Below are 21,638 nucleotides of genomic sequence, written 5' to 3' on the forward strand. Positions count from 1 at the left end.
TTTAACTCCACCTAATTAGCTGAAAAGAATCCCGGTGATATTCTTCTTCCGGGATTCTTTTTCATTGTGATATTATTCGTGCCAGTTTACGTTCTGAACAGGAAGAACTTTTACGATTTCATTTAAATAGGCTTCCTTTTGCTCCGCTGTTAACCACAGGTGCACAATGCCAGAATCCTGGCTGCTCCTAATCAATCGGCCCATTCCCTGCCTTAAACGCAGCAGCATATATGGAAGATCTATCTCTGCAGAAGCGTTCGCTGCATGTTTCCGTTTTGCCTGGAAAACAGGATCATGAGGAGGGAACGGCAAGGATGAAATAATCACCTGCATTAATGATTCTCCTGGAACGTCCAAACCTTCCCACAGGCTATAAGAACATAGTACTGTTGTTTGCTCGCTTTGGAAGACCTTTACGGTTTCACTTATTTCTCTGTCTCCCTCAAAAAGAAGGGAAAATGGCCATTGTTGATGACCAGCCCATGTCCTAAATCGTTCCATTTCCTGAGAGGAGGAAAATAACACAAGAGATTTTCCGTTTTGGCTTAATAAGTCGGCCCCAATCTGCTCCCATTTATTCGTTTCATCTGTCTGAATATGTCCATCCATCTTCATCTGCTCTTCGTAATCAAAGGGAGACGCCACTGTAAATGAAGAAAACTGTTCAATACCAAGGCTTTTAGCAATATAACTAAAGTCCCCAGCCTGTGATAATGTAGCCGAAGAAAAAACAAAAGGAATATTTTGCGAGAAGACTTCCTTCTTCAAAATTTCTTCTACTAATCGCGGCATAATTACCAATGACGTTTGAACCTCATTCTCCTCAAGCCAGAAGATCCCTTCATCATTTTTAAGGAAAATTCCTAAACCATATGCAAAGAACTCCAAATACTCTTCCATGATTTTCAAATGGTAATCATCAATGACGAATAATTCAGCATCAAAAACGAGCTGATCCATTAAATCACTTACCTTTTTCTCAAGGGTTTCAGCAGTTTTCCTGATACTAGCAAGAAGCGGTACTTCTTTACGATTAGATCCTTCTACTGCCACTGAGTTATCAACAAGCAGATCGAACCAAGCATCGTGAAGCTCTAAAATATCTTCGATTAAATAAAGCGACTCTTCCCTAACATCCTGATGCATATATCCTGTAAGGACGGTCGTCAGCGTTTGGGAGTTAAACCGATAAGTAAGTCCTTTTTGTGCTGCAAACTCAAGCAGGTGACCCTCATCAAAAATGACTGTGCTCGCTTCAGGCAGAAGCGGCATTTGCCCTTCCCTTTTACGAGACTCTTTTGTCCAAACATGTTCCATATAAAAGTCATGTGAACAAATAATTAAATCGCCAGCATGACGGTAGTAATCACGATTTAAGGTTTGGCCGCAACGATGGCGCCATTCACAAGTGGAGCACTGTTGCAGTGGATCCCAAGCCATCATTGACCATTTTTCATTCGAAACCCATGGATATTCCTTACGATCACCGTAACGGCTGAATGAATTCATGGATATCCCTTCATCAAAAATGAAGTCAGGCAGCTGGTCATGAACATCGAGAATCTCTTTTTCATTCGTTGTATTTGAAAGATTGTCCAGCTTCTTTACACAGACGTAATTTTCTCTGGCTTTTGCCAAACGAACATCGACATTCAGGCCAAGTGCTTTCTCAAGCTTTTCAATATCTCCGCCTTCTTTAACAAGCTGTTCAATAAGTGTTTCATCTGAACATGAGATGATCGCCGGCTTTCTCATATAACGGGCATAAAGGATAGCATATATTAAATAAACGAATGTTTTGCCTGTCCCCACTCCAGCTTCAGCAAAAATAATTCCCTTATTTTTAAAAGCCTGCTCTACCTGGAAAGCCATGTAAATTTGTTCATCACGCAGTTCATAGCCTTTTTCAGGCAAAATATCATAAAAAACATCACCAATATAATCACCTAATAAATCAAAAAAGGTATCATCCTTGGTAATGGTAAATGGCAGTGTATTAGTCATGCATTCTTCTCCTCAAAAAATACGCATTTTCATTCTTGGCACAAAAAAGCCAGCTTTTATCATAACAGAAAAATAAACATTTCGCTCAAAAGATGAAACAAAATTTATCTTTTTTCAAATCCTCGATTCAACATACGGAATATACTGCTAAAATGAATGTGGATTATTTTTTATGAATTCACGGAGACAACGAAAGACAGTAGTATAAGGAGTTTACAGAAGAAAATTCCCGAAACAAGAACTAGTTTAAGAGAGAAATAATAAATAATTGAAAAACAAAATCAGTACATTTAACGCTATTTCATAGAAAGTGGGGGGGGAAAAGTGCCTTTAAGTGCCTTTAAGCACTTTTTATCCATTAATCCATAAAACCCTTGCTACAATGTCTTCCTAAATGAATAGCACCACTTATCATAGTTTAATTTCTCTTCATAAAACCGGTGAGCATCCTTTCGCTGAATGCCTGACTCCAAAGCGACAAATTCAGCTCCATTTTCTTTCCCCCAGTCATGGATAAATGTTAGCAGCCTTTCACCATAACCTCTGGACCGACCAGAAGCATCTGTAATAAGGTCATAAATATATATGTGTTTTTTATTGTAAAAATTTGTCCTCCAGCTAAGTCCAGCCAAAGAGACTAGTTTTTCTTCATCATACAATGCGAACAAATGATACCCTTCCTCTATCATTTGAGTAAGCAGTTCAAAATACATGTCCTCTGTCAAGTCAGTCCTCAACTGTTTCATAACTGGGTATGCTTCAATTAACTGTTCCTTATTGGTCAATTCCTTTATATTTTCCATTCGGATCACACCTTTTTGCAATATTTTCTGGGATTTGATGCAAATATTCCTTCATTTAAACACAGGCAACGAAAGGACGACACAAGATAGGCTAGCCAGGATTGGAGGAGATTGACGAATGGATGATTCCATAAAGGAACTTGCAGCTGACATGGTCCTGGCATTATTAGATATAATTGTTATTTTGCAGGTAGAGGAAAACCCGCTGATTGGAATCGCCCTTGTTGCTCTTTAAAAAAACCGTTACAAAAGATCACTTGATCCGGATTTCACTTATCTTATTGGTATTGATCTTGAGTTTATCGAGAAACCAATCATCGTAAATATTATCGTGCGCCTGATTGTCTTTCCATCAAATTGCTTGTCCTATAGCAGTTCCGATTCAATTCTAAATATCGAAAAATGATTAAAGGTCTCTTTTGCTGCTAAAGACTCATTAGTTATTCCCTGTACCATCTCTCATTAAATGCCAGACCTAAGGCATTACCTAAACAACAGCCAAATCGGATGAAGCCTCTTCCGCGTGCAGTAATAATGTTTCCGTCCTGAACGACTAGCTCATCTGAGTAATTTTCCATTTCGAATACACCTGACTCCTCCATGGACTCTTTCATGAGGCCAACAGTGTACTTTCGTCCTACGAGTACACCCGCTTCTGCTAAAAGCATTGGAGAGCTCGAAATACTCGCAATCACCAATTCTCCCTTTGAAGCTTGCTTGACAAACTCGCTATATTTCTCTTTATTTTCCAGCGAAAAAATATCCATGCATCCAGGCAATAAAAGACTATCAATCTCATCCAAATTCAAGTCTTCAAAGGACATATCTGGTATACAAGTCAAACCCGACTCACCTTTTATTGGCGACTTATCTAAGCTAACAGTTTTGACAGGCTTTTCTCCTTGCATCAGAATGGATAACGCTACACTCAATTCATATTCGCTGAACTGCGGATATAATAATACGGCAGTTTTTTTCAAAATATCACTCCTTACTTACGTAATTAATATTTGCTCATAATTTTCTTCAATTAATTCTTCCTTTGAAATAATCACCTCCATAAACCTGGTGTATAGATCAATGATTTCTTTTTGCTGATCAATGATTTTGATGCTCTCATTATAACTCGTCTCATCCTTATAGATCTGGATTTCCCTCCACTTCGTATTGCCATCTTTACTTTTTAAAAAAAGTGATTGTTTTTCTACATACCGTGAATATACATTTTCAACCTGTGCTTGTATTTCTAAAAAATCCTGCTCTCTTTCAGGTATTACGTGGTATGTATAAACTTTAATAAACATTTGATCCTCCAATGTAGGTCAATGTGAACCGACTATACATTCTGTTTTTCTATCAATCTTTGCAAATGCACTTTATGGATCTTTGTTAATTCAAGTAGATGAAATTTATTTACCTCAATCATTCTGGTAATAGCTTCTGACTTCGAACGAGCTAGTTCATATAAAGGTAGATCAATCATTCTCTTAACAAGCGCCTCTTCTAATTCATCTTCGTCTATTAGAAAAATTTCCCCAGTTGGTAATACAACAATATCTAAAAACAGATCATCCAACCATGGCCTTCCATTTTCGATTCCAATTTGATAACAGATATCGATATACCATTGAACTATTTCTCCATCCGAATCGAACATAGTTGTAATAGAAAATTGCTCATCCTGCGGGAAATGCTGCAGCCAGGTATAACCATCATCTACAATGCATACTTTTTTCTCTCCATATTGGACGAATAGAGGATCAGTAACCTTCAAAACCTTTAGATAGGTTATAAATCCTTTAAACTCAACTTCATCAAGATATGCTTGAGTAAACCTTCTGTCTATTACACGGGTCCATTCTGAACGGTCACCATATTTTCTTTTTAACATCGTTACCTCCAAACAAATCCTTTAATTTGTTTCGGGATATTTTGCATTTATAAAAAAAACGATTCCCACTATTGAAGAATCGCTGAGAATGAACTAAAAATGCTTCTCCATAGGCTCTTCGCAATGTGTATATCCGTTCCTGCCATAAAATTCAATACTGGTTTCACTCGGCCATACTATAATGAATTCATATTTCATATCCGCTGCCCATTCGTCCACCTTAGATAGAAGTTTGCTGCCGACCCCTTGGCCTCTGTATTCTGGCACAGTATAAACATTTGTCATATAAGCAAAAGGATGAGTAATTCTGCCTGGACGGGGTACCTTTTTTAACAATTCAATATAAATGTGAGAAAGAATTCTACCGTCGTTTTCTGCTATCCAAATAAACCAATCGCCACTGACGATCGCTTCTTTCAGGAAATCTCCGCACTCTTTTTGAAAAGTGCTGTATTCGGTCCTCTCTCCCATTTCAGGATAATCCTCAAGGGTAAAATCCCATCTCATTTTAATAAGCTGATCTATATCTGTTTCTTGTGCTAATCTTACTTTCACAATCTTCCCCCCGATTATCATCTCTGGATTGTATAAACAGCCTGTTCTGCTCCGAACCGGAATAGCGTTTTTTCCCTTTCCATGCCAGCCCATTCTAGAAGTCTGCAGGAAGCCTCATTGGCTGTTTGTGTTTCTGCGATTATTTTTGGAAGATTCAATTCCATGAAACCGTATTTGATGACCACTTGTACGACCTCTCTCCCGAAACCCTTCCCCCACCATTCCGGCATAAACTGGTAGGACACCTCGGTATACTCGCCATCATGATGAGGAGTGAGAGTAACTAAGCCCATGAATGAACCAGAAATTCTCTCTCTTACTACCCAGAAATGAGATTCTCCCTTATTTTCAAGCATACCTTCTGCAGCTTTCAGCAAATATGCTTCATCAACAATACCGCCTAAATACTTTCTAACTTCATGGTTAAAATAAAGATTTTTAATATCAATAAAATCAGCACGCTTTAAATCAATTAGCACACATCGTTCTGTCTCCAGCACAAAACCACCTCAATCTGTTATACGTTTTTTTGTCATGATAAAAGCAATCCCAAGCGGAATCAAGGGCACGAATCCGAGCAGCAAAAACCAATTCTCTGCTCCAAAGAAATAGATGGCAGGCAGAAAAATGGTGATTCCACTCCACATAAATGCTTTCCAAGATTTGTTTCTTATACCGATAACAAATAAAATACCCGCGGCACTCACCAGTGTCCAAAATATCAAACTTACGTTTAACATCATGATAAAGCCTCCATTGGTTAAAATTTACAGAACTATTCCCTCATAAGCCATTTAAACCATCTGCCATGCCCTTCAGTTTCCGCTATTTTATTTAAGCTTTCTTTTCCATTCAAGTAGGAATCAAGGTGAAGGTCCCTGTCCTGAATATTGTTATACAGGTGGAAAATGTCCCGCTTCTCTCCGATATTTCTTATGTTCTGAAGGAGTCTTTCCTTCGTTTTCAAAGGCATTTGATTGGCAACATGAGTATGGAACACACAAATAATCTGATCATCCGGAATATTGTTTGAAAGGCTGTTGAGTATTTCAACTCCATCACCCTCGATTAATTTTACGGGGTTATTCCTTACGTAGCTTGCTGCCGTTTCGAAAAGCTCGCGTCTTTCATGATGTTCAGGCCAGATAAGTGCTTTAAGCCATAAAAAATCTTCATCATCTGATACATCATTTATATGAAGATCTACTCCTATTCTAGAAGCCACCTTGAATTTGCTTAACTGATCTAAGGGATTATGTTCACCCCTTATTTCAGCTGAAATATGTACACTTGAATCTTCAGAGCCATAATTCTGCTCCGTATCATACGAGTATCTGTATTTCTCAACTAAGAGCTGAAGCCCGGCACTTGTGCCTATTTCAATTAAAGCCAGAGGTCTTTGAGTATTTCTGTATATATAGCTAAAAGCTGGATAAAGATAGGAGCACCTTCTGACTTCATTTGTTTGCACAATCTTGCTTTTAAATATTTCGTTGATTTCCACGGAATTTTGTATGCAGAAATCCCTGAAATACTCAAAGGACTCTTCGAACTCTATAGGTTTTTTTACCAGGCTTGAGTAAAACTTTGTCAACTCATGCTCATATCCTTTTAACAATAGATAATGAACTGCCCCAAAAAGCAGATTCGGGATAGGCTGGCCTTCCCTTACTTTTGAAGCGATACGAAGAATTTCCTTGTCCTCAGCTATTTTCATCGCAAGAAATTCATATAATGGACTTGAATTCCTGCACTCATTCATTGCGAAATCTCTAAATTTTTCAGCTGGATGAATAGCACTCAAATCTTCCACCACCCTGTTAACCAATAATGGTTTCGTTATCTTCTATAAGTTCTGAATAAATTAGCAATAATCCTCATTAATAAATAAACGGATATACTTGCAAAAATGACCTGCAATGCATAGTTCCCTATTAGCAGGGAAGTAGGATGCCCTTGGGGATTTACCATTCCTAATTGAAACGGATATGCATCCTCGAGCGGCGTTAACGATGTATGCTGTTCTATGATTGGCAAGGGAAAACCAAGTCTGTGCTTTGTTAAATCATATTCTGTAGTAACGATAACGGTATCAAACAATGGTGTGATCGATACTGCTATCCATCCAATAGCAAAAGAAAAGAATAATAAGCTCTGATGAACTTTTATTTTCATCTTTCTCATACCGTTAATCCCACCACAAAAACAACTTTTTTGACTCTTCCAGCTCTTCAATAAGACCTTCCAAACTCCCAGTTCCCTGGTCGACTATGTCTGGGCAAAATTGATAAATTTCTTTTGCGAAAGATTTCAGATCTTTAGAATTCGGCAACTCGATAAAATCCGCTTCTACCCAATCATGATTCGCGCCAATTATGGTAAAGGAATATCGGTTGTGCCACTCCTTCAATTTAACTATTACTTCAATATTACTAATGTCGTAGTTTTCTCCATTCGTCTGCTGGATTTTAATGATGTCAAACTGGTCGTTACCCATAACAATAGCCACACTAGCTGTTTTGTTTTTTCTTTCAGTTATAAATGCTAAGGCGCCCAAAGGCTTTAATTCTGTTTTCAGTTTATAAAGCTGACCTTCCGCAGTTTCCTCTTTCGTATTAAAAGATAATCCAATTGCTTTGGCAGCACCTTCTGAATGTAAATCTTTATAATAAAAAGGCTGAATATCTGTATTTGCAGCACTTTTTATAACTTTTATCACTTCTTCTACAAATCCTGACTGAACAGCTAATTCTTCTGCGTTCACTTGCTTTGCCTCATTTTTAGCGAAGCTAAATAGTTCCTTCCAGCCCATTTATTCATCACCTTCTAATCTATGAAAGGTTTGTTTGCTTGAAATTCTCAACAGTATTACTCCAGCCTGCAGGTGCCTTCATCTCATCCAACTTTACAGCAATCACTTTTGCTGCTGATTGCAAACTCATTTGAAACGTATCCACTTCAACGTCATAAACCTCTTTTTGCTGATGAACAAAATCCAGTTGTCTAACAGCTTGGCCAATCGTCCGATTACCCCTGGCTATTTCTCTCCGTTTAAGTTCATCAGCAGGACAATGCACTCCCACAAAAAACACGGGATAATGCTCGAGTATCGCTATACAATCCTTAAAAGTATCCTCATCATGAAGGATATGATCTACGATCAGATTGACTCCCTTTTCCGAAAACATTGCAAGATTCCTATGAAAAAAATGCTCAGTTGGAACTGGTATCAATCTTTCATACTCTCTATCTTCCATCCGTTCGATGATGGTATCAAAGTCATCAATACTAAAATGGAAAAATTCCGGCAGCAGCTTTACAAGTTCGTTAGACAAAGAAGATTTACCAAAACTAGATACCCCGTTCAACAAAATAATCTTACCTTTATTCATATTGTCCCTCCGATGATTTCTTTTTAAATATTGCATAGAATGACGAAGCGTCACTGAATAGTTGTTATCAGTTGCTATCTCAAGTCATATTTAATAACTGACAAGAAATAATCAAATCAGCCTTATCCTTCGGTGATTCGGTCTCCAAATAAAAATCTTCTGCCCTCCAATATCTCTCTTCGAATTTTTGAAGGTTTCGTTGCGTATCACTATTTTCACGGGAAAACCTGAATTCCCTTGGACAATCAAGAAATACAGTATAGTCAAATAAACTTCCCCATTCCTCTCTTAAAAGGAAAACGCCTTCTACAATGACTACTGCTGCATCTTTCAACCCTACCTCTTTCAACTCTTGCTGGTCTTTTTCATGATCATAAAAAGGCAGTAAAAGTGTATCCGAAATAAGAAGTTTTTCAAAAAAATGCTCTTTAAGCCAGAGTACATCCCACTGGAGAGAATAATATTCATACCATTCATCCTTCCCGGTATTATAACGTTTTGACCTATCTACAATGAAATCATCTATATGCAGGATGCGATACGGAATGTTCAAATTCTCTAATACCTTGGCGAGCCCTTTAACAAGTGTGGTTTTTCCTGACCTGCTCAAGCCATCAATTCCTAAAACAAACCGCTCTCCTCGTTTCACTGACTTAAATAGTGATGTGAATTGTTGTATGACATCCACTGCAGCTCCTCTCACCTTTCACAACTAAATTTTCTTCTGAATAACGCTAGCAGACAATATTTATATAATATTTCTCCACAATGGCTTATATTTCCTTTTCATAAAGAATGCTGCCTAACCAGGCAGCTAAAGATTTATTGCTTCCTTGCTCCGTTTTATTACCTCAGCCTCTTGAATGCTTTCCTTCAGCCAGATTGGCGATTTTGGATGGGTATAAATTTCATCGGCTGTAAGCCATAATACCTCTTCAACTTCTTCCGTGCTTTTTGCAAAAGGTTCACCAGACTCGATCTCAGCAAGAAATACAAAATCCATGACTTCTTTTCCATCTCCAATCATAAAAGTTGTATTGCGAACGTATTGAACTTTTTCCTTAATCGTAACTCCGACTTCTTCATACAACTCTCTTTTTAATGTTCTTTCAAGTAAGCCCTTTGTATTGCCCTCATTCTCAACAGTACCGCCTACTAATGATAATTGGCCTCCTGCGTGTTCTTCTTTTAAGCTTCTTTCAATGATAAGCCACTTTCCGTTCCTATATATAGCACCCTCAACATTAATAATGAACATGTTTAGCTCCTTTATATTTTGTTTTATAAATCTTCTCCTAACCTGATCTTAATTCCTCCTTTGAGTCTAAAGACCTGTAACTTTTTCAGGACGTCCGATTATTACATTAAAAAAGCATTATCGGAAAAAGTTACACATAGTTTTTACTAATTTTAATATACTGAAAATTCGTTAAATTTACACATGCTTTTCTCCTATTGATATTTGTATAATAGTAATACACCAAGAGTTACCTAAGGTCAGCCAAAAAAAATTTAGACTTTAGGAGTGTGAGGAAGAATGTCAGAAAACATTATTTTCGCAATGTTGATTGGTGGTTTTGTTGGATTGACGGGCCATGTAAGAAAACGAGGCAAGATCATCATGCCCAGAAAAACGAAGAAGTTCATCTATCTTGGTTTTTTAGAAGAAATTCTTACGGGGTCCTTAACTGCTGCATTGCTCGTAGTATCGTCAGAGGCTGATTCACTTTTAAGAGTATTTTTGATGTCAATTATGGCTGGCTTTGGTGGAGATGCATTACTAAGGGGGCTTGAATTGTTTAGAGTAGACAACAGTAACCGAGGCGCGGAGGATATCGGCAATGAAAAAACCAATACCTCAGCATGACAGAAAGAAGTTTGCTGCATTATTGTTCAAGCAGCTACACGAGTGCTTGATTTTTTTTTGGTGAAAATGAACTTGGGAAACTTTTAAACCTCTTCTTAAAATCCACTTTTATCTTCATTACCTACTTGATCCAAAAACAAAAAGGCAGATAATGTTTTTCAATAAATCCAGCCATTTTATATGATTGAATATAATGCCGTTGTGATTTGGCAATAAGATCTGTTTTTTCATTAACGTCTTTTATCCTTCTCAATTCCATCATTGCTCGTCCCCTCCTGAAACTTCAGTTGTTATCCTGATTTATCCAGCTATTGAAGGTTGTTTCCATACATGTTTCATAACTTTCCGGAGAAAATAACCAAAACAACTTGAAGGAGCTCTCCGATGGACCTTAGATTTTTTCAGTTAATCAATCAGCTGTCAGGACGCAACTTGATCGTTGATAAATTGATGATTCTCATTTCCAAAAGAATTCGCTATATATATATTTCGCTAATAGTTATTTTTTTGATCAAAAACCGATTTAAAAAGAGGATTACTTTTGAAACCGCCGGCTCAATCTTATCCGCATTATTTATCCATATTTTATTTAAATTATTTAATTATAAACCCCGTCCTTTTCAGAAAAGACGCGTAGGGATCCTCATTCCCTCAAAGATGGATTCAACCTTCCCAAGCAAACATACACTGCTAGCCTTTGCTGTCTCTACAACCATTTTCTTGTATCATCGAACACTAGGAATCTTCATGTTCAGCATGTCTGCGATAACAGGTTTCTCAAGGATATGGGTTGGACATCATTATCCGTCCGATATAATTGGCAGCGCGTTTTTAGGCTCGTTTTCCAGCATCGTTACACACATATTTTCTGGTAAAAGATCTGGCCAGGAAAATTAACCTTTTTTTGCTTTATATTGCATCAACCAGCTGTCCCGAAGTTCTCCTTCATGCCATTCATGTTTAGGCAAGAGTTTGTACTTTGTGAATCCCACTTTTGCATAACAGGCTATTGCCCTTTCATTCCAGGTTTGCGGATCGACAACAACAAGGTCCGCTCCTTTTTGACCCAGCAAATAGTCAAGCATTGAGCGCATTAAGATCTGTCCGATACCTTTGTTCCAATATTCCGTTTCCCCGATAAACTGATCTATTCCGTATATGATATCAGATATGTATAAACCAAAATTATAGCAGTCCGACTTTGCCAATTCATAAAATTGAATGTAGCCTATTTCTTGGTCCTCAAATAGAACAATGCATCGCGTTTCACCAGAATCGGATGTAAAAAACACATCCCTAACCTTTTCCAAATCAAAAGAACAATCTCGTCCTTCGTAAAACTCAAGTACTGCCGGATTCGAAAGCCACTTAGCCAATAAAGCAGCATCCTTATTTTCTAATTCTCGCACTTTTAACTTTCCGCATTGGAACAGCATTAAAATTCTCCTTTTTATTAAGCAAATATCATTTTCACGACAACTTTTGTCTTCAAAGAGGATAATAAAACCCCTGCAATATTGCTTGTGACTTCTTCCTGCCATGAACTATAAATAGTCACACAGAATAATTAATTCTTTTTCTCCAGTTAGTGGCGCTTATTTCCAATTTGTACTCATTTTTTCAGCAGTGCACCTCGTTTTTTCTCCAGTTGACAGGCTGGCCATCAAAGTTCTATCCAGAACCGTTTAACAATATTGCCGTCTTCCTCTGTAAAACTAACATCCTGCTGACCGCCATTTTTTAATATTGTCCGCTCTGATGCAATATTGGTCGCATCGCAGACAACTAGTACTTTATCAATCCCTAGTTTCCTTGTCTTTTCTAATGCTAAAGATAATATTGCAGTTGCAAAGCCTTTGCGGCGTTCAGTCGGTCGGATTCCATAGCCAATATGTCCGCCGCTATTAAATAGTCTTTCTGTAAGTGCATGCCTAATGTTCACTGCACCTAAGACCCGGTTATCTCCATTCACCAGCCAATAAGTAGAATCAGGAACCCAGCCCTCTGGAAGATTTACACCTTTCTCACTTTTCCGCAAAAACTCGATCATGCCATGAAAATCAGTTGGATCCTTTTCAATCACCCAAGGAATCATCACTTCCCCGCTTTCCTTCCATTCAAGGTAAAAATCTAAATATTCCTTTTCCATTTCAACTGTTGGTTTGATTAAATATACTTGATCATTCATTTTTACATATCTCCTTGTTGAAAAGTTTTTATTTATTTTACGGACTTTATTGATTGCCTGGGAAAAAGATGGCTGCTGAAAAAGGTATAGTATTTTTTCAATGAATTCCACTCGTGATATACGCCTCTACATCTATCGCTTCTGCTTCTCTCATCCAGTCGACTTTACCTATACATCGGCAACAATCGCTATTTTCCAAATGCTTCCTGCCTCAAAGTCCACATATAGAATATCAAACTTATCCACTGATTTCTTATTCTTCAATAGGAAACTATACTCTGGAAATCAATTAACATTTACATATTTATAATATTGATATAATATAAACCAATATATTTTACCGCTTAATCTTTTTAAAAGAACGGGGGAACCAATCGGCGGTTTCCGCCTGGGGTGAATTCTTTACGAAGGGGATTTGTGTTTCCAATTCCTAACCCGGCAGCTAACCTCGTAAGCGACTAAGGGAACAGAGGAGAATACTCTGTAAAAGGCACCCATAGTGTCTTTTTTTGCGGAGGAATAAATCTTGTTTCCCTTGCCAATTGCTTTTTCAGCATAGAATTTTACAGAAGGTGAGGAAATGCAGATGAAAAAAATCAGTTTAGCTGGTCAAATTTTTATCGGACTGGTTCTTGGTATAATCGCGGGGGCAGTATTCTTTGGAAATCCTGCGGTTGCTACATACCTGCAGCCGATTGGAGATATTTTTCTCCGGTTGATTAAGATGATTGTCGTGCCGATCGTTGTTGCCAGTATCATTGTGGCTGTAGCTGGTGTCGGCGACATTAAGCAGTTAGGAAAGATTGGCGGTAAGACGCTCCTTTATTTCGAAATCATCACGACCATTGCGATCATCGTAGGGCTCATTGCTGCAAATGTATTCCATCCAGGTGCTGGAGTAAATATGAGCCAACTCGATAAAACCGATATTGCTAGTTATGTAAATACTGCAGAAACGCAGGAAACAAAATCGATGATTACTACATTGGTTGAGATCGTGCCAACCAATCCAATCGCAGCGATTGCAGACGGCGACATGCTTGCAATCATTTTCTTTTCCCTCGTATTTGGACTAGGGATCTCCGCAATTGGTGATAAAGGAAAGCCTGTTATCGCATTTTTCCAGGGAACGGCTGATGCCATGTTCTATGCAACAAACCAAATCATGAAGTTCGCACCTTTTGGTGTATTTGCCCTAATTGGTGTAACTGTTTCTAAATTCGGATTAGAATCCTTGATTCCTCTCGGTAAACTGGTCCTGACAGTATATGGAACAATGATTTTCTTTGTGATCGGTGTGCTGGGCCTTGTAGCTAAAATCGCAGGCTACAACATCTTCAAATTAATCTTAACTCTAAAAGATGAATTAATTTTAGCATTCTCAACGGCAAGCTCCGAAACGGTATTGCCTAGAATTATGGATAAAATGGAGAAAGAAGGAGCTCCTAAGCATATTACTTCTTTCGTTATTCCAACTGGCTATTCCTTTAATCTGGATGGCTCCACACTTTACCAGGCATTGGCTGCGATTTTTATTGCCCAAATGTACGGTATCGATATGAGTATAGGTGAGCAAGTATCCTTAATGCTTGTATTAATGGTGACCTCAAAAGGAATCGCCGGAGTTCCTGGTGTTTCCTTCGTCGTTCTCTTAGCAACACTCGGTACAGTAGGACTACCTGTCGAAGGCTTGGCATTCATAGCAGGTATTGACAGAATCCTTGATATGGGAAGAACTGCTGTGAATGTCGTTGGAAATTCTCTTGCTGCAATTGTCATTGCCAAATGGGAAGGCGTCTTCCAACCAGGAAAATCTCCATCTGTTATCAATAAAGCTTCATAATAGAGACAGAAAGCCAGCTTGGTATAAACCACATGCTGGCTTTCTTTATTTTCTGCATTTTATTCCGCTGCTTCTATCGATTCACCTAATTTATACGCAGCGAGCTGCTCTCCCCAAGGCGCCATTTCAGTTTCAACAAATCCAGCCTTTTTATATGCATACCGTGCCCCATCATTCTCTGGATGGTAGCCAATCATGATAAAAGGAATACAAGCAGAGTTGTTGCTCTTAATCTCATCCACAATTAATTTTACTGCTGTTGCTCCAAAACCATTCCCCTGATATGCCTGATCAAGCATTAAACGGTAAATCCAAAAATTATTGTCCTCCGGGTCGATGCCATACATTGCAAATCCAATCATCTTTTCATCAGAATAAATTCCCGATGCCTTAAAATTTTCAAGAAACTGGACCTCTGCAATCGAATATAAATTTGAAGCGATAAAATGCTTTTGCTCCTCTTTAACAGTTAAATTGCTGGCTTCTTCCCAGTTTCCTTTTGTAATAGGTTTTAGTGTAACTTTCATTTAAAATCTCCCATTCTATTCTTTTTTTTATGAAACCTACACCAACAGCTCAGGATCATTCCATGATCTTTAACTATTATTACTTAATCGTTGGTCAGACTAAGATAACATTTACACTCAATAACATGAAATTTACCAGTCATTCATTCCCCAACTACTTTGCCTGCCCTTAAATTAATTCCAAACTCCAGATAAGCTTTCATGCATGTAACCATGTCAACCCATCCCTCGATTTGCTGTCCATAACGCTGAATCCCTTCCTCGTTACTTTCCCAGCCTGTCTCATATATTTTGACTACTGTTTTCTTCCCAGCTTGCTCTAAAGTGATTTTAACCCTGGTTTTAATTCCACTTGCATCCCAATGAAATTCGATGGTTTTACTTGCCTTGTCTGCCTGTAAAACCCTAATGGACAATTCAGCGCCCACATCCTCCCATCTCCAGATTACATCCTTGCCTGCCTCTAGCTTGCCGCTGCTACTTGAAATAAAATAATGGCGCATCTGTGCTGGGTTAGATAGGGCTTCAAAGACCTCATCACAGTCCCTGGAAATAACCTTCTCGACGTTGACAGTTAGTATCATTTTAATTCCACCCAAATTTACGATATAATTTATTCATAATCATTTCGCTTAAAGGCAGCTGAATTCCTTCCAAACTACTAATTTAAAGCGGAATCCTGCAAATATTTGAATTTGCAAACAGGCTTTGTTAAAGTAGCAAGCAGGAAGGTTTTACCTATATCGATGGTGTAAACTAATATTTCTTCATTTACTTATAAAATTGATTATTCTAAGGAGTGCACATAATGGAAGCCGAAGCTACCTATGTTCAAAAAGATGATGTAATCGAATTCATTAGAGCTAACAGGGAAATTTTCGAAAAGAAGTTATTATCAGAAGCTGTTAATGTAGCATCCAAAATCCATGATATTTTGCAGAGAGGCAACATCGACCTTTTAAAAAACGCTGAAAAATTAGTGGGATATATTGTAGAACAGGATGAAGAAAGTCTAATTGCTTTTGCCGAAATAGAGGGCGTTGCTTGGGCAGAACATTCCTTGACTGTAGCCTTCAAGCTGGAATGGATCCAGGCAATCAGACGTACATTATGGCAATTTTTGAATCAGTTTGAAATTATGAACGGGAAATTTAGTGATAAAAACGATTTCTTCGAGCTGGAAAAGAGAATAAACGACCAGGTTGACCAATTTTTGAATACATTCTTCCTGAGCTATACCAAATATAAGGATGAGCTTTTGAACTCTCAAAGGAAATTAGTTGAACATTTATCTGTTCCGATCATTCCAATCAGCACTTCAGTGGCAGTATTGCCTTTGATTGGCATGATCGATGAATACCGTATGCAGATTATCGAGGAAAAAGTCCTTATGGATATTTCCCGTCTTAAAGTCCAAACTCTGATTATGGATCTATCCGGTATTGCTGACATGGAAAAAAACGTCATTGACCATTTCCAAAAAGTATTGAATGGCATCAACATGATGGGCTCAAAGGCTGTGATTACAGGAATGCGCCCTGAGCTAGTGAGAAATATGATTCATACAGGAATTAACTTTGTCCAGAAGGCAGAGACAAGAGGAACACTGCAACAAACCCTAAGGCATTATCTTGATATTGAAAAAATGATGTAAGTTAAAAGAAACAAGTTAACCCCCTTGTATAGCACAAGGGGGTTTTTGGTGAAAAATTATCGATTAATTCAAGTTCACTAAATGATTTTCCGCCAATAAATCTTAAACCCTTTTATCCAATTCTAGGAGAAGATTATTATTTTCCTCTATGTCCTTGTGGATTCCTTCTATTTCAGACGCAATTGTATACTCCTGCTCTTTGACAGACAAAATCCTTTTCTGCTGCATCTGCTGCTGTTCTGTCATCTTTCTAAGGCTTTCAGCAAGCTCAGAGCTTTCATTGCGAATGGACCGGATTCCTGAAGATACATCATTTAATTCCTTGTTTTGACCTTGAACCTTGGCATCAATTTGATGCATTAGACCATCAAAATCCTTAAATGAATCAAAGCTTGAGTTAATTTTAGTTTCAATTCCATTGAGCTGGGCTGAAATATCTTGCGAAGCTTCGGCTGATGCAGTCGCAAGCTTTCAAACTTCCTTTGCCACTACAGAAAACCCTTTTCCATGCTCACCGGCACGTGCTGCCTCGATTGATGCATTAAGGGCCAGGATTTTCGTCTGGGCGGCAATCCCAGAAATCGTTGAACTTATGCTGCCGACCATTTGCGTCAGGCTCACAAGCTCCTTAAGCAATTCAGAAGTCTGTGCCATATGCGCTGAAGCCTGTTTATTATCTGCAGAGATAGCCGACGTTTCCTCTACCACTCTGCGAATCGTATCACTATACGTATTTATTTTGGATTCCATCTGCTCGAAGACAGAGAAAAATTGTGAAAGTGCCTCATTATTCTGCTCGAACTGAGCAGCTAGCTCGTCAATTGAAGATAAATTGTGGTTAACGCTTTGCTTGATTGTTTGGGTCGAGAAAACAATGTCGTTGAATGTCTCCTTCATCGCTCCAACAAAAACCGAAGCTTGGCTCATATCTGCAGCTTGTCCTGATCCTTCAGATGTGCCCTCTAGATTTTTGGCTATCTGGATAATTTCTTCTACCGCAGGACGGTCAAATTGAGAATCTCCAATATAACTGTACTGGATTGTATGGTTTTTATCCAAAACGTATGTACTTGGGATCGCGATTCGGAAGCTATCCCATTTAATTGGGACGAATACCTCGTATTCTTTGATGACTGCTCTTTTTTCATCCGAAAGGATCGGTATCTCGATTCCTTCCTTATCCACGTATGCCTGAATTCCATTTAAGTTCTGTCCGGCAATCCCCAGGATCTGGATCCCTTTTTCTATTAAAACTTCATAAAATTCGTTCAGCTGGACCAGCTGATTCCGGCAATTCGGTCACCACGTTCCCCTTAAAAAAATGAGAATGACCGGCTGCTCACTGTAGTCTGATAAGGTATATTGTTTATTGTTCGTGCCAGGCAAAGTAAAATCCGGTGCCTGTTTTCCCACATTCAATCCTTTATTAGCCAATAAATTCTCTCCTCTTTATGCATTCAGTCTTGAAAAGAACATCAGCATTATTATCGGCTTATATTTTTTAATCTTAAAGTCACAACTCTCTATAAGCTCTAAATCATCAAGATTTCCCGGATATCTTCTTCAGTTAGTGATGCGGTTGCCTTTTCTTCTATAATCTCTTCAATCATATTTCTTTTTCGATCCTGAAGTTCATTCATTTTTTCCTCGATTGTACCTCGGGCAATGAGCTTAATTACCTGTACCGTATTTTTTTGACCCATCCGGTGAGCACGATCTGCAGCCTGCTCCTCAACCGCTGGGTTCCACCATAAATCATAGAGAATCACTGTATCGGCACCTGTCAAATTCAAACCGGTCCCACCAGCCTTCAGCGAAATCAAGAAAAAGTCCCGCTCCCCCTCATTATATCGATTGCATGTCTCCACTCGTTCCTCAGAAGGCGTTTGCCCATCCAGGTAAAAAAACGGAATGCCCTGGTATGTCAGCTCTTTTCCTATCAGTCCAAGCATTTTTGTAAACTGTGAGAAAATAAGGACTCTTCTGCCGGAAAGTCTTGCTTCTTCGATGATTTTAAGAAGCTGCTCAAATTTGGCTGAACTCCCCTTATACCCATCCACAAACAGGGCGGGATGGCAACAAATTTGCCTTAGTCTCGTCAGGCCAGACAGGATTTTAATCCGATTCTTCCGGATTGTATCTTTATCAAGATGCTTCAGGGTTTTATGGCGAAGCTTTGCAAGATATGCCGCATAAAGCTTTTTTTGTTCAGGCAGCAATTCGGCCGTGTCAATCGACTCTACTTTTTCCGGCAGCTCTCCAAGAACGTCTTCCTTTATCCTCCGCAGTAAAAAGGGGCGGATCCGCCGTGCAATTGTTTTTCTTGGCAAATGGCTGTACTCCTTCAACCCTTTAAAGAGCTCAGGGAATACAACCCGGAAAATAGACCACAATTCTTCTATCGAATTCTCAACAGGAGTACCTGTAAGTGCGAAGCGATGTTCAGCCTGCAACTTTAGCACAGCCTTGGCTGTCTGAGTAACAGGATTCTTGAAGGCTTGCGCTTCATCAAAAAAGATCGTATGGAAGGACAGTTTTTCATACAAATGAATGTCCCTCCGCAAAAGCATATAAGATGTAATGACTACATCCACATCATCGAGTTCTTTAAACAGCTTTGCCCGTTCTTGTTTTTCGCCATCGATGATGAGAGCCTGTATTTCAGGCGCAAATTTCATAAACTCACTGAGCCAATTATACGTCAAAGATGATGGACAAACAATCAATACTGGGAGCTTCCTTTTCTTCAAATCAGGGAGTACAGAGGCAATGTAGGCAATGCTTTGTAACGTCTTTCCTAGTCCCATATCATCTGCAAGGATGCCGCCAAATCCATAGCTAGCGAGAGTTTTCATCCATTGATACCCTTGTTTCTGGTAATCCCGCAAAATCAAATCCAGTTTTTCAGGCAATTTGAATTTATTGCTTCCTGGACGGCTGATTTCAGCTAAAAATTCTTTGAATGATTCCTCCAGCATAAATACAGCTTGATCGTCGACCGAATCAAGGACCTGCATTCCCCGGATCAGCGGAAGGTTCAAGCCCTTTTCTAAGTCCTCATTTTGGATGGGGCCAGCCTTTAAAAAGCGCTGGATTTCTTCAAATTCCCTTGTCTCAAGTGACATCAGGGAACCATTACGCAATCGGAAATATTTCCGTTTTTCCTCCAGTGCTTCCAAAAGCTCGCGAATCTGGCTCTCCGGGACACTGTCCATTTCGAATTTGAACTCCAGCCAGTTGGTCCGCTCTTTTTTCACTTTTACCCTGATTTGCGGACGTGCTGGTTCCCTGAATATCCGATTCCTCACCGCAGTGGTGGCGTATATTTGCACTAGCTTCTGAAGCTTTGGCATCATATGAAACAAAAACTCATACTCAAGATCTTCATTATGCAGGAAATATCCGCCTTCCGTTTTTGCAAAGGAACTCTCTTCCATCATTTCAAGGATTAAATCTTCCTTCTCCGTATCCCTGACCAACAATGAACCTGTCTTTGGTTCCCTGCCCTCAAATGGATTGAGAACGATATTCTCATAGTGAAATTCCAGTCCCGCAAGCAAGCGATTATTTACACGATCAAGGTACAATTTCGCAGTAAGCGATGTTTTCATAAACTGCTTCGAGATATCGCCATTTATTTGGACCTCACCGAGTCTCCTTAAGCCAGGAACCACTTTTTCTACAAAGAAGCCGATTTGATCCCTCGTAACCAGAATCTGTTCAGTACCTGTTGCCAAAATCATCTGTTTTAGCTCAAACAAACGAGCACAATCCGCCGTTTCAAGCTGTGTTACCTGGCCACGATGTAAAACAGACCCATATATGTTCATTACTGTAAGCTGTTTTAATCCCTTTATTTTCAGTCGATAATCCTTTTGCTCTGTTACTTCAAAATTAAATGTTAATGGCAATTTGCCATTAGTTATAGAAAGAGCATCAAATAATTCACTATTATGCTCCAGCTTTACATGCGGAGCCTTTATTAGCAATGGCAGCAATTGGGTCCAGATCGTCGGCGGTATGATTAAATGTTCATCATTGCTCTCTAAGCCATTCGGCATTGAGTCGGAGTCCAATGCAACCTGAATCAACTTTTGTATGATGGCATCTGCTTCATTTTGAAAGCAATGCAGCATTGGATTATATGTGAACAAATTTGAAAGCGAATTTGCTTTCCCTTCTTTTACACACTTTAAGAACCCACTAATGTCCTTTATTTGTAGTGAACCAATCTTCATCGAAATACCAATGATGCTTTGCTTGTCGCCAGCCTCAATAGGCTTTAATAGGAACTCTGCATTTAGCACTTTTCTTGTTTCGAAATGCCGTTGGTACCCGCTGGACCTCCGTGGCTGTTCACTGAAAATAGACAGCAAGCCTTCTGCTAGACCATTGAATGAATCGTCATTATAAGAAGCAGCTGTCGGGTGTTGCTTTTGTTGATCCATCATCGCCAATAAAACAGCTGCGGTATGCTGGCATTCATTTTTCACGGAAGCCAATTTCGGACAAGTGCAAGCTGTGATGAATCCACCATCCTCAACGGTTTTAACAGTGACATGGAATTCATTCGCACCTGTCACGGACGCTTCCACATGTTCATGGTTATATGTTTCAAATTTCACTTTATCTGCACGGAAAAAAGCATCCCCACGCTTGAAGGAAACAGTTCCGCACAAATCTTTTATCATTTTATGGTTCAATTTTATGTCCATGACCTGCTCCCTTCTTAGGATGCTTTAATTTATAAAACTCTTTTCTAATAGGCTCTGTTATACAAGGCTGTTGATTTTCGTTCCAGGCGCTTCGCTTTCCGCGGGGCTGGCACTGAGCCCGCAGGAGTCTACGCACCTTCCACTACAATCAACAGGGTTATAAAAATCACCATTTAGCTTTAACACAGCCTTCTAATAA

25 protein-coding genes, 2 pseudogenes and 1 riboswitch are annotated in these 21,638 nt (G+C 39.0%); of the genes and pseudogenes, 4 read left to right on the top strand and 23 right to left on the bottom strand.

Going from position 1 to position 21,638, the window contains the following annotated elements; genetic code table 11:
* Positions 1 to 72 precede the first annotated feature (72 nt).
* The 14 genes from V7201_RS14340 to V7201_RS14405 all read right to left on the bottom strand — a co-directional run bounded on the left by V7201_RS14340 (position 73) and on the right by V7201_RS14405 (position 9,903).
* Positions 73 to 2,004, bottom strand: a complete 1,932-nt coding sequence (locus V7201_RS14340; protein ID WP_335377426.1) for an ATP-dependent DNA helicase — start codon at positions 2,002 to 2,004, stop codon at positions 73 to 75.
* Positions 2,005 to 2,381: 377 nt separating this feature from the next.
* Positions 2,382 to 2,807, bottom strand: a complete 426-nt coding sequence (locus V7201_RS14345; RefSeq protein ID WP_335377427.1) for a GNAT family N-acetyltransferase — start codon at positions 2,805 to 2,807, stop codon at positions 2,382 to 2,384.
* Positions 2,808 to 3,247: 440 nt separating this feature from the next.
* Entirely contained in the window at positions 3,248 to 3,787 is a 540-nt protein-coding gene (locus V7201_RS14350; protein WP_335377428.1) for a DJ-1/PfpI family protein, read from the bottom strand.
* A 15-nt stretch (positions 3,788 to 3,802) separates the two neighbouring features.
* Positions 3,803 to 4,111, bottom strand: a complete 309-nt coding sequence (locus V7201_RS14355) for a hypothetical protein (protein WP_335377429.1) — start codon at positions 4,109 to 4,111, stop codon at positions 3,803 to 3,805.
* 32 nt (positions 4,112 to 4,143) lie between these two features.
* Positions 4,144 to 4,698, bottom strand: coding sequence for a DUF402 domain-containing protein (locus V7201_RS14360; protein ID WP_335377430.1), 555 nt, complete (start codon positions 4,696 to 4,698; stop codon positions 4,144 to 4,146).
* 93 nt (positions 4,699 to 4,791) lie between these two features.
* Entirely contained in the window at positions 4,792 to 5,253 is a 462-nt protein-coding gene (locus V7201_RS14365; RefSeq protein ID WP_335377431.1) for a GNAT family N-acetyltransferase, read from the bottom strand.
* A 17-nt stretch (positions 5,254 to 5,270) separates the two neighbouring features.
* Positions 5,271 to 5,753: a GNAT family N-acetyltransferase gene (locus V7201_RS14370; RefSeq protein WP_335377432.1), complete on the bottom strand. Its 483-nt coding sequence runs from the start codon at positions 5,751 to 5,753 to the stop codon at positions 5,271 to 5,273.
* A 9-nt stretch (positions 5,754 to 5,762) separates the two neighbouring features.
* The gene (locus V7201_RS14375; RefSeq protein ID WP_335377433.1) at positions 5,763 to 5,996 is read right to left on the bottom strand and encodes a hypothetical protein; all 234 of its coding nucleotides are present in this window, start codon (positions 5,994 to 5,996) and stop codon (positions 5,763 to 5,765) included.
* Positions 5,997 to 6,028: 32 nt separating this feature from the next.
* Positions 6,029 to 7,057, bottom strand: coding sequence for a DUF2332 domain-containing protein (locus V7201_RS14380; RefSeq protein WP_335377434.1), 1,029 nt, complete (start codon positions 7,055 to 7,057; stop codon positions 6,029 to 6,031).
* Positions 7,058 to 7,092: 35 nt separating this feature from the next.
* A complete protein-coding gene (locus tag V7201_RS14385) occupies positions 7,093 to 7,437 on the bottom strand; it encodes a hypothetical protein (protein ID WP_335377435.1) in 345 nt (114 codons plus the stop codon).
* A 4-nt stretch (positions 7,438 to 7,441) separates the two neighbouring features.
* The gene (locus V7201_RS14390) at positions 7,442 to 8,065 is read right to left on the bottom strand and encodes a DUF4253 domain-containing protein (RefSeq protein WP_335377436.1); all 624 of its coding nucleotides are present in this window, start codon (positions 8,063 to 8,065) and stop codon (positions 7,442 to 7,444) included.
* A 19-nt stretch (positions 8,066 to 8,084) separates the two neighbouring features.
* On the bottom strand, positions 8,085 to 8,645 hold the full coding sequence (locus tag V7201_RS14395; RefSeq protein WP_335377437.1) for a chloramphenicol phosphotransferase CPT family protein: 561 nt from the start codon (positions 8,643 to 8,645) through the stop codon (positions 8,085 to 8,087).
* A 79-nt stretch (positions 8,646 to 8,724) separates the two neighbouring features.
* Positions 8,725 to 9,324: a kinase gene (locus tag V7201_RS14400; protein ID WP_335377511.1), complete on the bottom strand. Its 600-nt coding sequence runs from the start codon at positions 9,322 to 9,324 to the stop codon at positions 8,725 to 8,727.
* Positions 9,325 to 9,459: 135 nt separating this feature from the next.
* On the bottom strand, positions 9,460 to 9,903 hold the full coding sequence (locus V7201_RS14405; protein WP_335377438.1) for an NUDIX hydrolase: 444 nt from the start codon (positions 9,901 to 9,903) through the stop codon (positions 9,460 to 9,462).
* 279 nt (positions 9,904 to 10,182) lie between these two features.
* Here V7201_RS14405 and V7201_RS14410 point away from each other — a divergent pair, with 279 nt between their 5' ends.
* Positions 10,183 to 10,512 carry a DUF4257 domain-containing protein gene (locus V7201_RS14410; RefSeq protein WP_335377439.1) on the top strand — a complete coding sequence of 110 codons (330 nt, stop codon included), beginning with the start codon at positions 10,183 to 10,185 and terminating at the stop codon, positions 10,510 to 10,512.
* A 121-nt stretch (positions 10,513 to 10,633) separates the two neighbouring features.
* Here V7201_RS14410 and V7201_RS14415 read toward each other — a convergent pair whose 3' ends face one another.
* The gene (locus V7201_RS14415; RefSeq protein ID WP_335377440.1) at positions 10,634 to 10,774 is read right to left on the bottom strand and encodes a hypothetical protein; all 141 of its coding nucleotides are present in this window, start codon (positions 10,772 to 10,774) and stop codon (positions 10,634 to 10,636) included.
* A 122-nt stretch (positions 10,775 to 10,896) separates the two neighbouring features.
* Here V7201_RS14415 and V7201_RS14420 point away from each other — a divergent pair, with 122 nt between their 5' ends.
* Positions 10,897 to 11,409, top strand: a complete 513-nt coding sequence (locus tag V7201_RS14420) for a phosphatase PAP2 family protein (RefSeq protein WP_335377441.1) — start codon at positions 10,897 to 10,899, stop codon at positions 11,407 to 11,409.
* Here V7201_RS14420 and V7201_RS14425 read toward each other — a convergent pair.
* Together V7201_RS14425 and V7201_RS14430 are read right to left on the bottom strand one after the other, a co-directional pair.
* On the bottom strand, positions 11,406 to 11,948 hold the full coding sequence (locus V7201_RS14425) for a GNAT family N-acetyltransferase (protein ID WP_335377442.1): 543 nt from the start codon (positions 11,946 to 11,948) through the stop codon (positions 11,406 to 11,408). The genes V7201_RS14420 and V7201_RS14425 overlap by 4 nt on opposite strands.
* A 227-nt stretch (positions 11,949 to 12,175) precedes the next feature.
* A complete protein-coding gene (locus V7201_RS14430) occupies positions 12,176 to 12,700 on the bottom strand; it encodes a GNAT family N-acetyltransferase (RefSeq protein ID WP_335377443.1) in 525 nt (174 codons plus the stop codon).
* A 331-nt stretch (positions 12,701 to 13,031) separates the two neighbouring features.
* Positions 13,032 to 13,172, top strand: a riboswitch (cyclic di-AMP (ydaO/yuaA leader).
* A 114-nt stretch (positions 13,173 to 13,286) separates the two neighbouring features.
* Here V7201_RS14430 and V7201_RS14435 point away from each other — a divergent pair.
* Positions 13,287 to 14,543, top strand: coding sequence for a cation:dicarboxylate symporter family transporter (locus V7201_RS14435; RefSeq protein WP_335377512.1), 1,257 nt, complete (start codon positions 13,287 to 13,289; stop codon positions 14,541 to 14,543).
* A 59-nt stretch (positions 14,544 to 14,602) separates the two neighbouring features.
* Here V7201_RS14435 and V7201_RS14440 read toward each other — a convergent pair whose 3' ends face one another.
* Both V7201_RS14440 and V7201_RS14445 read right to left on the bottom strand, forming a co-directional pair.
* Positions 14,603 to 15,070: a GNAT family N-acetyltransferase gene (locus tag V7201_RS14440; protein WP_335377444.1), complete on the bottom strand. Its 468-nt coding sequence runs from the start codon at positions 15,068 to 15,070 to the stop codon at positions 14,603 to 14,605.
* 143 nt (positions 15,071 to 15,213) lie between these two features.
* The gene (locus V7201_RS14445) at positions 15,214 to 15,654 is read right to left on the bottom strand and encodes an SRPBCC domain-containing protein (protein ID WP_335377445.1); all 441 of its coding nucleotides are present in this window, start codon (positions 15,652 to 15,654) and stop codon (positions 15,214 to 15,216) included.
* A 224-nt stretch (positions 15,655 to 15,878) separates the two neighbouring features.
* Here V7201_RS14445 and V7201_RS14450 point away from each other — a divergent pair, with 224 nt between their 5' ends.
* On the top strand, positions 15,879 to 16,724 hold the full coding sequence (locus V7201_RS14450; RefSeq protein WP_335377446.1) for an STAS domain-containing protein: 846 nt from the start codon (positions 15,879 to 15,881) through the stop codon (positions 16,722 to 16,724).
* A gap of 102 nt (positions 16,725 to 16,826) precedes the next feature.
* Here the strand turns inward: V7201_RS14450 and V7201_RS14455 are convergent, their stop codons facing one another.
* From V7201_RS14455 to V7201_RS14465, 4 genes and pseudogenes are all read right to left on the bottom strand, one after another.
* Positions 16,827 to 17,084 (bottom strand): hypothetical protein, encoded by a 258-nt coding sequence (locus V7201_RS14455; protein WP_335377447.1) that lies wholly within the window; start codon positions 17,082 to 17,084, stop codon positions 16,827 to 16,829.
* A 114-nt stretch (positions 17,085 to 17,198) separates the two neighbouring features.
* Positions 17,199 to 17,651, bottom strand: a pseudogene (locus V7201_RS23230) (methyl-accepting chemotaxis protein); the annotation flags it as partial.
* Positions 17,652 to 17,726: 75 nt separating this feature from the next.
* A pseudogene (locus V7201_RS23235) lies at positions 17,727 to 18,137 on the bottom strand (peroxiredoxin family protein); the annotation flags it as partial.
* Between the two features lie 119 nt (positions 18,138 to 18,256).
* Positions 18,257 to 21,439 (bottom strand): DEAD/DEAH box helicase, encoded by a 3,183-nt coding sequence (locus V7201_RS14465; RefSeq protein ID WP_335377448.1) that lies wholly within the window; start codon positions 21,437 to 21,439, stop codon positions 18,257 to 18,259.
* Positions 21,440 to 21,638 lie beyond the last annotated feature (199 nt).

The sequence above is a fragment of the Bacillus sp. JJ1122 genome (assembly GCF_036964885.1).
GTDB lineage: Bacteria > Bacillota > Bacilli > Bacillales > Cytobacillaceae > Mesobacillus.